General features: G+C 69.2%; 14 protein-coding genes. 7 read left to right on the plus strand and 7 right to left on the minus strand.

Annotated elements, in window-relative coordinates; genetic code table 11:
• The first annotated feature begins 14 nt into the window (after positions 1–14).
• Positions 15–1,643, plus strand: a complete 1,629-nt coding sequence (locus G7043_RS06490) for a serine/threonine-protein kinase (protein WP_166044595.1) — start codon at positions 15–17, stop codon at positions 1,641–1,643.
• Between the two features lie 8 nt (positions 1,644–1,651).
• On the opposite strand, the gene G7043_RS06495 is transcribed toward G7043_RS06490, so the two are convergent.
• Complete coding sequence (locus G7043_RS06495) at positions 1,652–2,554, minus strand: LysR family transcriptional regulator (protein WP_166044596.1); 903 nt, start codon at positions 2,552–2,554, stop codon at positions 1,652–1,654.
• An 81-nt stretch (positions 2,555–2,635) separates the two neighbouring features.
• Here G7043_RS06495 and G7043_RS06500 point away from each other — a divergent pair, with 81 nt between their 5' ends.
• Complete coding sequence (locus G7043_RS06500; RefSeq protein WP_313887724.1) at positions 2,636–3,562, plus strand: DMT family transporter; 927 nt, start codon at positions 2,636–2,638, stop codon at positions 3,560–3,562.
• Positions 3,563–3,683: 121 nt separating this feature from the next.
• Positions 3,684–4,103, plus strand: a complete 420-nt coding sequence (locus G7043_RS06505) for an SsgA family sporulation/cell division regulator (protein ID WP_166044597.1) — start codon at positions 3,684–3,686, stop codon at positions 4,101–4,103.
• A 132-nt stretch (positions 4,104–4,235) separates the two neighbouring features.
• Here G7043_RS06505 and G7043_RS48085 read toward each other — a convergent pair whose 3' ends face one another.
• Positions 4,236–4,592 (minus strand): hypothetical protein, encoded by a 357-nt coding sequence (locus G7043_RS48085; RefSeq protein WP_166044598.1) that lies wholly within the window; start codon positions 4,590–4,592, stop codon positions 4,236–4,238.
• Positions 4,589–5,092, minus strand: coding sequence for a hypothetical protein (locus G7043_RS06515; protein ID WP_207310578.1), 504 nt, complete (start codon positions 5,090–5,092; stop codon positions 4,589–4,591). Before G7043_RS06515 ends, G7043_RS48085 begins: the two co-directional genes overlap by 4 nt.
• 105 nt (positions 5,093–5,197) lie before the next feature.
• Between G7043_RS06515 and G7043_RS06520 the strand changes: the two genes are divergently transcribed.
• Positions 5,198–6,484, plus strand: a complete 1,287-nt coding sequence (locus G7043_RS06520; protein ID WP_313887725.1) for a serine/threonine-protein kinase — start codon at positions 5,198–5,200, stop codon at positions 6,482–6,484.
• Here the strand turns inward: G7043_RS06520 and G7043_RS06525 are convergent.
• The 3 genes from G7043_RS06525 to G7043_RS06535 all read right to left on the minus strand — a co-directional run bounded on the left by G7043_RS06525 (position 6,468) and on the right by G7043_RS06535 (position 8,891).
• Positions 6,468–6,983: a hypothetical protein gene (locus G7043_RS06525; protein WP_313887726.1), complete on the minus strand. Its 516-nt coding sequence runs from the start codon at positions 6,981–6,983 to the stop codon at positions 6,468–6,470. The genes G7043_RS06520 and G7043_RS06525 overlap by 17 nt on opposite strands.
• Positions 6,984–7,074: 91 nt before the next feature.
• A complete protein-coding gene (locus G7043_RS06530; RefSeq protein ID WP_112262282.1) occupies positions 7,075–7,725 on the minus strand; it encodes a response regulator in 651 nt (216 codons plus the stop codon).
• Positions 7,722–8,891 (minus strand): ATP-binding protein, encoded by a 1,170-nt coding sequence (locus G7043_RS06535; protein WP_390827097.1) that lies wholly within the window; start codon positions 8,889–8,891, stop codon positions 7,722–7,724. The genes G7043_RS06530 and G7043_RS06535 overlap by 4 nt, the downstream gene beginning before the upstream one ends.
• Positions 8,892–9,023: 132 nt before the next feature.
• Between G7043_RS06535 and G7043_RS06540 the strand changes: the two genes are divergently transcribed.
• Both G7043_RS06540 and G7043_RS06545 read left to right on the plus strand, forming a co-directional pair.
• Positions 9,024–10,196 carry a PspC domain-containing protein gene (locus tag G7043_RS06540; protein ID WP_166044600.1) on the plus strand — a complete coding sequence of 391 codons (1,173 nt, stop codon included), beginning with the start codon at positions 9,024–9,026 and terminating at the stop codon, positions 10,194–10,196.
• A complete protein-coding gene (locus G7043_RS06545) occupies positions 10,189–10,401 on the plus strand; it encodes a hypothetical protein (protein ID WP_166044601.1) in 213 nt (70 codons plus the stop codon). Before G7043_RS06540 ends, G7043_RS06545 begins: the two co-directional genes overlap by 8 nt.
• Positions 10,402–10,458: 57 nt before the next feature.
• Here the strand turns inward: G7043_RS06545 and guaA are convergent, their stop codons facing one another.
• Positions 10,459–12,018, minus strand: a complete 1,560-nt coding sequence (guaA, locus tag G7043_RS06550; protein WP_166044602.1) for a glutamine-hydrolyzing GMP synthase — start codon at positions 12,016–12,018, stop codon at positions 10,459–10,461.
• Positions 12,019–12,037: 19 nt separating this feature from the next.
• On the opposite strand from guaA, the gene G7043_RS49795 reads away from it, so the two are divergent.
• A complete protein-coding gene (locus G7043_RS49795) occupies positions 12,038–12,703 on the plus strand; it encodes an aminoglycoside phosphotransferase family protein (protein ID WP_166044603.1) in 666 nt (221 codons plus the stop codon).
• Positions 12,704–12,713: the final 10 nt, after the last annotated feature.

Consider the following 12,713-nt stretch of genomic DNA (forward strand, 5'->3'; position numbering starts at 1 on the left):
AGCGGGGAGCAACTGTGACCGACGATGGCCGATTGGTCGCTGGTCGCTACCGATTGAGCCAGCGGATCGGCAGCGGCGCCATGGGCGTCGTCTGGACGGCACACGACGAACGCCTGCACCGCACTGTCGCGGTCAAGCAACTGCTCTTGCAGCCCGGACTCGCCGAAGCCGACACGGACGAGGCGAAGAGACGAGCCATGCGGGAGGGCCGCATCGCCGCGCGCCTGCAGCATCCGCACGCCGTCGCCGTCTACGACGTGGCCGAGGACGACAGCCAGCCGTGGCTGATCATGGAGTACCTGCCGTCCAAGAGCCTGTCGGCGGTCCTGTCCGAACGCGGCACGCTCCCGCCGCGGGACGTGGCCTCCATCGGCATGCAGGTCGCCTCCGCGCTGGCCGCCGCGCACAACGCCGGCATCGTGCACCGCGACATCAAGCCCGGCAACGTGCTGCTCGGCGACGACGGCACGGTCAAGATCACCGACTTCGGCATCTCCCGCGCGACCGGTGACGTCACGGTCACCGCGACGGGCATGCTCGCCGGCACCCCCGCCTACCTCGCACCCGAGGTGGCCAAGGGCTACGACCCGGGCTCGCCGTCCGACGTGTTCTCCTTGGGTTCCACGCTGTACGCCGCGATCGAGGGCGAGCCCCCGTTCGGCCTGAGCGAGAACACCATCGCGCTGCTGCACAAGGTCGCCTCCGGCAAGGTCAACCCGCCGCGCAACGCCGGCCCGCTGACCGCGCTGCTGATGCGCCTGCTGCGCGCGGAGCCGGAAGACCGCCCGACCATGGCCGAGGCCCGCGATGCGCTCGCCGCTGTCGCGAACGGCCAGGCCGCCCCCGCCTTCACCCCCGCCGTGGTCACCCCGACGCACCCGCCGTCGTGGCGCGGTGCCCCCGTGCAGCAGCAGCCGCAGCAACAGGCCGCCACGCGCGCCCTGGCGCCCACGCCTCCTCCGCCGCCGAACGCCACGCGCGTGGACCTGCACACGCCCCCGCGCGCCGTGCCGACCCAGCAGCACCAGCCGCCGTCGAACCACCGCCCGGCCGCCGCGCCGCAGTACTCGCAGCGCCCGAAGCCGGCGTCGTCGCTGGCCGCGTCGGCGAAGAGCAAGAAGTCGACGATCTTCACCGCACTCGCCATCGTGGCGGCGGCGGTGGTCGGCATCATGTTCGCGAGCATGCTCTCGGACAAGGGTGGCGGCGGCACGGACAACAACGCGGGTCCGAACACGTCGACCCAGCAGACGCAGGGCGGCGACCAGACCAAGCCGTCGACGCCGGCCAAGTCGTCGGCCAAGGCCGGTCAGTGGACCCAGGCACCACAGCCGCCCGACCAGGAAGCTCTGCTGCGCGACTACTTCGCCACGGCCCCCAAGTCGCCGGCGGACGCCTGGCAGATGACGAATGCGAGCTTCCAGGGCAAGCAGCCCGGTGGCTACGGCGGTTACGAGCAGTTCTGGAAGAGCATCCAGAAGGCCGAGCTGGTCAGCGCGGAGTACGACGGCAACTTCTACTGGAAGACCCAGGTCAAGTACACCAAGAAGGACGGTTCGACCTCGACCGAGTCGAAGGGCTTCTCCATCCAGTGGCAGAGCCCGAACATGCTCATCGAGACCGAGTCGTCGCTCGGCGGCTGACGCGCTGGTCAGCTGGCCCGCGCGGCCTTCTCCAGCGCTTCCGCCAACGCCAGCACAGCGGGATTCCACGCGGCATCCTCGCGGTACACGACGTGAATGTGCCGGACGGGCTCAGGATTGCGCACCTTGCGCAGAACAACGCCCGGATGCGCATATCCCAGGCCGAGCCGGGGAATGATCGTGACGCCCAGTCCGGCGGCCACGAATCCCTGCGCGGTCGCGTAGTCGTCGCTTTCCACGGCGACCTTCGGTGTGAATCCCGCGCCGGCACATGCGTTTCGCACGCGGTCCGCGCACGCGCCGGTGGAGCCGCAGTCCGCGTCGATCCACGGTTCGTCGGCCAGTTCGCCGAGGTCCAGCACGCGCTTGCGGGACAGGGCGTGACCGCGTGGCAGAACGGCGAAGAACGGGTCGGCGAGCAGGTGCCGCGCGATCACGCCTTCGGGGGCGGGCTGGTCGGGTTCCAGGACGGTGATGGCGACGTCGGCACGGCCCGCGGCGAGCTCCTCGAACGGGTCGGTGGGCTCGGTGAGCTTCAGGTCGAGCTCGACGCCCGAGCGTTCGGCGCGGAACTGTGCGACGGCGGGCGGCACCAGGGCGGCGCCGGCCGTGGCGAAGTAGCGGACGCGCAGGGTGCCGGCACAGCCGTTGCGCAACGCGCTGAGGGCGCTCTCGGCCTCGGCCAGTTGCTCGGAGAGGCGGGCAGCGTGTTCAGTCAGGAGACGGCCGGCCGCGGTGGGGCGGATGCCCCTGCCGACGCGCTCCAGCAGCGGCAGGCCCGCCTGCTTCTCCAGACCCGCGACCTGCTGCGAGATCGCGGACGGGGTGTAGCCGAGGTTCGTCGCGGCCGCGGTGATCGAACCCGTGGTCACGACTGCCCTGAGCACCTGCATGCGCCGCACGTCCAGCATGCTTCGACCTTACAGCGTTGCTTAACGGTTGTGCACAACAATTAAATTGTGTTTACGGGTTCCGCGACGCATGGTTGATGTGTGAACCAACGCGGAACGTTGATCAGGATGGGCGTGCTCGCCCTGCTGTGGGGATCCAGCTTCCTGTGGATGAAGCTCGCGCTCGGCAGCCTCGCTCCTCTGCAGATCTCGCTCGTGCGGACGTTCTTCGGCGCGGTCGTGCTGTTCGTCGTGCTCGCCACCGCGAAGATGACGCTGCCCCGCGACCGCAAGATCTGGGGCCACATGCTGTTCGTCGCGACGTTCGGCAGCGCCGTCCCGTTCACGCTCTTCGCGTTCGGCGGCCAGACCGTCGACTCCGGCGTCTCCGGGGTGCTCAACTCGACGACGCCGCTGTTCGCGCTGACCATCGGCCTGGTGCTGGGCACCGAGAAGTTCAGCAACGTCGTCCGCATGCTCGGCCTCGGGCTCGGCTTCGCGGGCGTGCTGCTGATCTTCGCGCCGTGGCAGCAGGCCAACAGCATCGCCAGCTGGGGCGCGGTGATGTGCCTCATCGGCGCCGCGAGCTACGCCGTCGGCTACACCTACGCGGGCCGCTACCTGGTCAACACCGGCGCGACCTCGACGCAGCTCGCCGCCATGCAGCTGACCACCGCCATGGGCCTGCTGCTCCTCGCGATGCCGTTCGGCGGCCTGCAGCCGCTGCACCTGCACTGGGTCGGCATCGTCGCCGTGATGATCCTGGGTGTCTTCGGCACCGGCGTCGCGTTCATCCTCAACTACCGCGTCATCGCGGACGAGGGCGCCACCACGGCGACTACGGTCGGTTACCTGTTGCCCGTCGTCTCCGTGCTCCTTGGAGCGATCTTCCTCGGAGAGCAACTCAACGCGAGGGTCGTCGCGGGCATGCTCGTGGTGCTCCTGGGCGTCGCGCTGACTCGGAAGCAGCCGGTCGCGGCAGGTCAGAACGTCTCACCAAACGAGACGCGCGACCTGGTCAAACGCTGAAGGGTGAGACGCCCGTCTCCCCCAGAAGGATGGTTCCGAGACGAATCGCGTCCTTATCGGGCTGCTTGGCCGTCTCCTGTTGGTGAGTGGACATGGAGACCAGCCTGGGAAGGACATCGACATGAACAACGACAACCTGAAGGTCACCACCCGGACGACTTTTCAGCTGTTGGCCCCCGGCGCGGCTCCCGCGCCGGTCGAGGCCGAGCTCGTCTACGACCCGGAAGACCCGTACGCGGTCGCCGTCGTGTTCCACACGGGCACCGGCCGCGTCGAGTGGATGTTCGCCCGCGACCTGCTGGCCGACGGCCTGCTGACGCCGTCCGGTGAGGGCGACATCCTGGTCCGCCCCGCGTCCGACGACCCGGAGCGCGTCCTGGTCGAGCTGAACGCGCCGACCGGGTTCGCCATCCTCAGCGCGGTCGCCGAGGACGTGGCGGCCTTCCTGGACGCCTCCTACGACGTCGTGCAGCCGGGCGAGGAGGACCTGTGGATCGACTTCGACCGGGAGCTGCAGAAGCTGGTCTCGACGATCGACTAGCCCTCGTGTCTGGCGGTGGTCTGACGGGCGCGGGACGAGGATGCCGGAAAGGCGCACGGCACCTCGTCACCGGAGATCACCGGGAGTGATCACAGCCTTCGGCGTTGTGGGCAGCTACGACGAAGGCGCTGACTACTCGGTCGCTTTGGGGTGCGCACCGGCGTAGTCGACCCACACCGTGCGCTGCTCGACGTCGAGCAGGTACCAGACGCGGTCCCCACCGGTGACTTCGATCTGCCAGCGCGGCAGGACCCGGCCACCCCGAACACCGGTCGCCAACCGACGCTTGAGCGGATGATGACGGCTGTTCTGCTCGTCTGACGTCGAGCCCGGACCGTGACGCATGGTCTCCCAGGCAGCGCGCAGATTGTTGGTCGCCCGGTTCTCCAGTTCTTGCCACCCGCCCACGACGTCAGTGGCGTAGTAGCGGACATGCCACTCCGCGCCGATCGTCGGCGGCGCGACCGGGTCGTTCTTCTTCGGGCTCACGCGGTGGTGTCTCCCCGCTCAGGAACCTCGTCGACGTCCTCATCGTCGTCGTCCAGACTCCGATCCCGAGTGAACATCTCGACAAGATGCGGATCGGCCCATACCTCGGCGGTGTGCTTCCACTCCGTGATCAGCTGGATGACCGGTGCCGGAGTGCCGAGAGAGTTCGACGCTTCGAGGATCTCCACGAGTTCGACGACGAAGTGCGCCCTGTCCTCGGGCGGCAGGAACCGCACCCACGGGAACACGGTCGGCGTCAGTTCGGCGATCGTTTCGCGCGCCTGCTCGCTGTGTTGCATCAACGCGACGAACAGCGAGGTGGTGAACGAGACGACCTCCCGCACCTCCTCTGCCCTGCGGGCCGTGGTCAGCACGAGGTCCTCCTCGTCGCCGCGGCGGTGCACGAGCAGCGTCTGGTTCGGCGCCGCCTGCAGCTTGCGCACCGAATCAGCCGGCTTGTTGGACAGCTCGCTGAAGTTGATCTCAGCTGCGATGGACATAGTTGCAAGGTAGTTTAAAAGTCGGGACGGCTCCAGCTGCTTCACCCGATGGTGGCGGATGGGGAACCGTGCATGCGCGTCCGAGTGATTGATTAGTCTCGTGGTGTGACAACCACCATCGGGGGCCGCTACACGCTGCTCGAACGCATCGGCAGCGGTGCGATGGGGGTGGTCTGGCGGGCGCGGGACGAGGTGCTGGCGCGCGAGGTCGCGGTCAAACAGCTCATCACCGGGGACCACCAGCGGGCCATGCGGGAAGCGCGCAACGCCGCGAGGCTGCACCACCCGCACGCGATCGCGGTGTTCGACGTCATCAGCGACGACGAGCTGCCGTGGATCGTCATGGAGTACCTGCCGTCGCTCAGCCTCTCGGCGCTGATCGCCGAGCGAGGGCCGCTCAAGCCGGCTCAGGCCGCGAGCATCGGCGCCAAGGTCGCCTCCGCGCTGGCCGCCGCGCACGCCGCGGGGCTGGTCCACCGCGACATCAAGCCCGGCAACGTCCTGATCGGCCACGACGGCACGGTCAAGATCACCGACTTCGGCATCTCCAAGGCCTCCGGTGACGGCACGATGACCGACACCGGCATGATCTCGGGCACCCCCGCCTACCTCGCACCCGAGGTGGCGCGCGGCGAGCAACCCGACGCGGCGTCCGACGTGTTCTCGCTCGGCGCCACGATCTACGCGGCGATCGAGGGCGAGTCGGTCTTCGGGCCCAGCGACAACAGCTTCGGGCTCATCTACCGGGCCGCGAGCGGTCAGCTGCGGGACCCCAAGAACGCGGGCGAGCTCACGCCCCTGCTGAACCGGCTGCTGGCGGTGGACCCCAAGGACCGGCCTACCGCGCAGGAAGCCGCCGACAAGCTCGCCGCAGAGCCGCAGCCCTCGCAGCCGTTGCCCATTCCCGCACCGCGCCGGCTCAAGCCGCCGAACCGCCGGATCCTGGTGATCCTGAGCGTCATCGCGGTGCTGGCGGTCGGAGGTGGCGCGGCAGCCGCCTACTGGAGCGGCACCCACACCGCGAACGCACCGACCAACCAGGGGGAGTTCCCGAGCCCCGGCAAGTACCGCGTCTTCAGCGCGGGCGAGGCGAACGAGTTCGCGAAGGCCCACTACGCCCTGCTGCCCGCCAATCCGCAGAAAGCCTGGGAGAACCTGTACGAGCGGGCCACCGAGCCGATGGAGACGTACGTCGGCCGCTGGAAGGGCTACCGCTCCGTCATCTGCACGACGGAACCCGACAACGTCCGCTCGCACGGCCCGAACTGGGTGGTCACCGTGGACCTCGTGATGACCACCGACGTCGGCGTGGAGAAGCGCGGCAAGTGGGACGTGGAGATCAAGGCGGTCCAGGACCAGATGAAGATCGTCTCGATCACAGAGATGAGCTGAGCAGCCAGAAGCTGCCGCCGCCCACGAGCACGCCCATCGCGCTCCCGGCCAGCACCTGCGCCGCCGTGTGATCACGCAGCTCGACGCGCGACCACGCCACGAGCGCGGCCGGCAGCGCGAGCAGCAGCCACCACGGCCCGAAGACGATCGTCAGCGTCACCACGGCCGCCCAGGCGACCGCGGCGTGCAGCGAGATCTTCCACTTCAGTCCGAACGTGATCGCCATGCTGACGATCAGCGAGGCGAACATGCTGCCCGCCAGCGCGAGCATGTTCGCGGGCGCGCCGCCCAGGACCATGATCACCGTGCCGGCCGCCAGCGACGCACCCGCCGTGACCAGCGGAACGAGCCTGCCCTCGCGGTTGGTCACGTGATGGCCGTCCCACTTTCCCTTGCGGGCGCCACGCACGATCACGGCCATCGGGATGACGGACGCCGTCACGGCGACCACGAACCCCCACAGCAACGTCTTCCAAATGCCTTCCGTAGCTGCAGCCACGGCAAACGGCAGCAAAATCACCCAGACCCACGGCGCCAGCACTTCGGTGGCACCGCGGGCGACCTTGTTGATCAAATCCCCCGGGAACCCTTCAGACCAGTCTGCGATCAGTGGCCCAGCGGGAGAGCTCGTACCGGTTGGAGAGCTGGGTCTTCCGCAGGACGCTCGACACGTGCGTCTCCACCGTCTTCACGCTGATGAACAGCTCGGACGCGATCTCCTTGTAAGCGTAGCCGCGGGCCAGCAGCCGCAGAACGTCACGTTCACGAGGGGTCAGCAGGTCGAGCTCGGGGTCGCTGATCGGCGCGGCACCCGGCCGGTCGGCGAACGCGTCCAGCACGAACCCGGCGAGCCGCGGCGAGAACACCGCGTCGCCCTCGGACACCCGCACGACCGCCTTGACCAGCTCCTGGCTGGAGATCGTCTTGGTGACGTAGCCGCGAGCGCCGGCGCGGATGACGTTGATGACGTCCTCGGCCGCGTCCGAGACGGACAGCGCGAGGAACGTGACCTCGGGGATCTTCGTCCGGATCTGCCGCAGCACCTCCGCGCCGCCGCCGTCGGGCATGTGCACGTCGAGCAGCACCACGTCCGGCTTGTGGTGCGCGATCCCCGCCACCGCCTCGCCGACGCTGCCCGCCTCGCCGACCACCTCCACCTCGTCGGTGATGGTGTCGAGCTCGGCCCGCACCCCCGCGCGGAACAACGCGTGGTCGTCCACCAGGAACACCCTCACGCTCACGTCCTGGCCTCCGTCTTCCTCGGCATCTCGAGCTGCACCTCGGTCCCCTCTCCCGGAGCCGTGCGCAGTCGCACCTCCCCGCCGTGCCGCGTCATTCTCCCCCGGATGCTGCCCGCGAGGCCATGTCGGTCCTCCGGCACGGTGTCCGGGTCGAAGCCCTTGCCGCGGTCGCGCACGAACACCGTCACCTTGTCGGGCTCGATCTCGGCGTAGACGCTGACCTCGCCGACACCGGCGTGCTTGGCCGCGTTGACCATCGCCTCCTTCGAAGCCTGGATCAACGCGAACATGCCGTCCTCGAGCTCGCAGTCACCGACCACCACCTGGGACACCGCGATCGCGAACCCGTCCTCCACCTCCGCGCACGTCTGGGCGATGGCGATGCTCATGGTCGTCGGCTGCTCACCCACCTCACGGCCGTAGAGCCAGCCGCGCAGCTCACGTTCCTGGCTGCGGGCCAGGCGCTTCACCTCGCGCGGCGACTCGGACTGCTTCTGGATCAGGGCAAGCGTTTGCAGCACGGAGTCGTGCAGGTGAGCGGCGATCTCGGCGCGTTCCTCGGTGCGGATGCGCGCGCGGCGTTCCGAGTCCAGGTCGCGCACCAGCCGCATCCACAGCGGCACGGTCAGGACCGCGACACCGACCAGCGTGGCGACCACGGAGAGCACGACGGTCGAGAGGTTCTGCACGGAGTCGTTGACCACGAGGAACGCGGCGACACCCGCCACGACCAGCGCGCCTCCCGCCACCGTCCGCACGATCCCCGTCTTCCCCTGCGCGAACGCCCCGTCCTTCCAGCGGCGCCGCTGTGCCTCGTCCGCCTCGCGCCACACGACCGCGGCGCCCACGAGTGCCACGGCGATCGGACCGGTGATCCAGCCGCTCCAGGTGCCGTTGAGCAGTCCGGTGAACACCGCGACGCCGATGCCGAGCGCGGCCAGGCCGACTGCCTGCTGCCACTCCTTGTGGTCCTTCTCGGTCTCCGGTTCCGCCACCGTCGACTGCGGGACGAACATCCACAGCAGCGCGTAGGCGATGATCCCGACCCCGCTGAACGCGGCGAACACGGCGAAGACCGCGCGCACCCAGAAGACGGGTGCGCCGAGGTGGTCCGCCAGTCCGCTCGCGACGCCCGCGACCACCCGGCCGGTGCGTCGACGGCGCATCGGCTCAATCCGTGCACTCACCATCCGATCGTCACACGTCCCGGGCTGATGTTCATCAGGGATGACCCCGGTTCCACGAATCAGGGCTGGTCCCTGATGTGGTTCCAGGCGTGACAGCGCAATCTTGTCATCGTGAGCGGGACTGAGAAGGCAATGCAGGGCGTGGCGGACACGCTCAGAGAGTTCTGGGCCCACCGGCCGGTGCGGCCCCGTGCAGGGCGCAAGCTCGGCGGCGTGGCCACCGGGATCGCCATGCGCTTCCAGATCGACCCGGTGATCGTGCGGATCGCGTTCGTCGCCCTCGCGTTGTCGGGCGGCGTCGGGATTCCGCTGTACCTGGCCGGCTGGCTGCTGCTGCCAGAGGAGGGCGACGAGGTCTCGCCGCTGGAGTCCCTGATCAGCAAGGGCCACAGCTCGATGTCCCAGGCGCAGACCGTGCTGCTGGGATTCCTGATGTTCCCCGCGCTCGCGTTCACGTTCGGGAGCGGCGGGTTCCAGGTCCTCGTGACGCTGGCCGCGGCGGTCGCGTGCATCTACCTGCTGCAGAAGAACCGCGGGCACCTGCAGCCGGCCTCGACGCTGGCCGACACGCCGGTCACGCCGCCGGTGCCGGGGGCGCCGGCCTGGGACCCGCTCGGGGCCGCTCCGTTCGCGTGGGACCTGCCGGAACCGTCGCCGAGGCCGCAGCCGCCCGCACCCCGGCCGCGCAAGCCCCGCGTCGGTCTGATGACGCTGGGCGTGGCGACGCTGGTGGTCGCGGGGTCGACGATCGCCGGGACCTGGGCGCCGTGGTTCACGATTCCGCACGTCATCGGCCTGCTGATCGCGGTGCTGGCGGCAGGGCTGCTGATCGGCTCGTTCACCGGCGGTGGCCGCGGCCTGATCTGGCTGCTGGTCCCGTTGTCGGTGGTGGGCTTCGCCATGACGACGATCAACTTCGACGGCCCCAACGACTTCGGCGACCGCAACGAGACGCCGAAGACCGTGGCCGAGGTGAAGGACAGGTACGAGATCAGCGTCGGCAGCGTGATGCTCGACCTGCGACAGCTGCCGGACTCCGGTTCGGTGAAGACCACGGTCGAGGCGGAACTCGGCGAACTGGTCGTGCACGTGCCGAAGAACGCCGACGTGACGTTCAACTGCGAGGCGTCCTCCATCGGAGAGCTCAACTGCCTCGGCAAGCGGGCCGAGGGCAGCACGGCGCAGGTCGACGGCACCGATCTCGGTGACAACGGCGAGGGCGGGTTGAAGATCGACCTGGACGTTCTGACGAGCGTCGGAGAGGTGAAGGTGCTCCGTGACTGATCCGACTTCCGGTCAGCAGCCGGTGATGCGCAGGCGGATCGACCCGCTGGCCCTGGTGTTCGGGATCGGCGGCGGGCTGATGGCGGCCTACGTGCTGAGCAGCGGGACGTTCTGGTTCGACCTCCGCTGGGCGCTGGGAGGAACGGCCATGGTGGTCGGAGTGGTCCTGCTGACCAACTCCCTGAAACGGAAGTCCCGCTCCTGAAAAACCATGGGGGGCACATTCATGGACCTGACGTCCATGAATGTGCCCCCCATGGTTTTACTCCCACTCGATGGTGCCCGGGGGCTTGGAGGTCACGTCCAGGACTACGCGGTTGACCTCGGCCACCTCGTTGGTGATGCGGGTGGAGATGCGTTCGAGCACCTCGTAGGGCAGGCGGGTCCAGTCGGCGGTCATCGCGTCCTCGGACGACACCGGGCGCAGCACGATCGGGTGGCCGTAGGTGCGGCCGTCGCCCTGGACGCCGACGCTGCGGACGTCCGCGAGCAGCACGACCGGGCACTGCCAGATCTGCCGGTCGAGGCCCGCCGCGGTGAGCTCCTCGCGGGCGATGGCGTCGGCCTGGCGCAGTGTGTCGAGGCGGTCCTGGGTGACCTCGCCGATGATCCGGATGCCGAGGCCGGGGCCGGGGAACGGCTGGCGCTGCACGATCGTCTCCGGCAGGCCGAGCTCGGTGCCGACGCGGCGCACCTCGTCCTTGAACAGCGCGCGCAGCGGCTCGACCAGTTCGAACTGCAGGTCGTCCGGCAGGCCGCCGACGTTGTGGTGCGACTTGATGTTCGCCGTGCCCGCGCCGCCGCCGGACTCGACGACGTCCGGGTAGAGCGTGCCCTGGACCAGGAACCGGTAGTCGCCCTCGGCCTTGAGGTCGCGCTCGGCCTGCTCGAACACGCGGATGAACTCGCGGCCGATGATCTTGCGCTTCTCCTCCGGGTCCGTGACGCCGGCGAGAGCGTTGAGGAACCGCTCACGGGCGTCGACGGTCACCAGGTTGATGCCCGTGGCGGCCACGTAGTCGCGCTCGACCTGGGCGCGCTCACCGGAACGCAGCAGGCCGTGGTCGACGAAGACGCAGGTGAGGCGGTCACCGATGGCGCGCTGGACGAGAGCGGCGGCCACGGCGGAGTCGACGCCGCCGGACAGGCCGCAGATCGCCTTGCCGTCACCGATCTGCTCGCGGATCCGGGTGACCTGCTCGTCCACGATGGACGAGGTCGTCCACTGCGGACGAATGCCCGCGATGTCGTGCAGGAACCGGCGCAGCACCTCCTGGCCGTGCGGCGAGTGGTGCACCTCGGGGTGGTACTGGACGCCGGCGAAACGGCGTTCGGTGTCCTCGAACGCGGCGACCGGCGCACCCTCGCTGGTGGCGGTGACGGTGAAGCCCTCGGGCGCCTTGGTGACGGCGTCGCCGTGGCTCATCCACACCGGGTGGGTCGCGGGGAGCTCCTGGTGCAGCGCGCCGCCCTCGGTCGGCACGCTCAGGTCCGTGCGGCCGTACTCGCGGGTGCCGGTCTGCTCCACCGCACCGCCGAGCGCGCGGGCCATCGCCTGGAAGCCGTAGCAGATGCCGAAGACCGGGACGCCGGTCTCGAACAGCTTCGGGTCGACCTGCGGGGCGTTCTCCTCGTACACGCTCGACGGGCCACCGGACAGCACGATGGCCAACGGGTTGCGGTCGAGGATCTCGCTGACCGTCGCGGTGTGCGGGACCACCTCGGAGTAGACCTGGGCCTCGCGCACGCGGCGGGCGATCAGCTGCGCGTACTGGGCGCCGAAGTCGACGACGAGAACAGGGCGGTTGCTGGTGTCGGACACGTCGCCAAGGATGTCATGCGTGGACGGGGAGCTGCTGACCGGTGGCGGGCTGAACCAGGTGTTCAGGGTGGGTGACGCGGTGCGGCGACCGGCCGGGCCGTGGGCGCCTCGGGTGCACGATTTGTTGCGGCACTTGGCACCGCTGGGGATCGCGCCGGTTCCGCTCGGGCTCGACGCGGAGCACGAACTGCTCAGCTACCTGCCCGGTGACGTTGGCCACGTGTTCCCCTCCGATGACGAGTCGTTGATCGAGTCAGCCCTGATGCTGCGCAGGCTGCACGACGCGACGGTGGGGTACGGCGAGCTCGACGGGTGGCAGTTCCCCGCCAGAGAACCCGTCGAGGTGGTGCTCCACGGCGACTTCGCGCCGTACAACACCGTCTACCGCGACGGGGTGCCGGTGGGGATCTTCGACTTCGACGCCGCCCACCCCGGTCCGCGCTGGTGGGACGTCAGCTGGGCGATCATCCAGTTCGTGTTCGGGTTGCCGCACGAGCGCGAACGCCGGGCTCGGCTGTTCTGCGAGGCCTACGGATGCGGCTATGAAGACGAGCACGTCCTCATTCGACTGGACGACGCGATTCGCACCATTCGCGAGCATCCGGCGTTCGTGCAGCAACGCGCCGAACGCCACGACGACCATTACCTGGGTCTCGTCGAGTACGTGCAGGCCAACAGGGCCTAACGTGACTCCC

Source organism: Lentzea alba, assembly GCF_011067745.1.
GTDB lineage: Bacteria > Actinomycetota > Actinomycetes > Mycobacteriales > Pseudonocardiaceae > Lentzea > Lentzea alba.

Bases quoted from the DNA above. Each gene is read 5' to 3' on its own strand.
- G7043_RS06535 (WP_390827097.1), bottom strand. From the start codon at position 8,891: ATGCGCCGTCGACGCACCGGCCGGGTGGTCGCGGGCGTCGCGAGCGGA.
- G7043_RS06505 (WP_166044597.1), top strand. From the start codon at position 3,684: ATGAACAACGACAACCTGAAGGTCACCACCCGGACGACTTTTCAGCTG.
- G7043_RS06495 (WP_166044596.1), bottom strand. From the start codon at position 2,554: ATGCTGGACGTGCGGCGCATGCAGGTGCTCAGGGCAGTCGTGACCACG.
- G7043_RS06515 (WP_207310578.1), bottom strand. From the start codon at position 5,092: ATGTCCATCGCAGCTGAGATCAACTTCAGCGAGCTGTCCAACAAGCCG.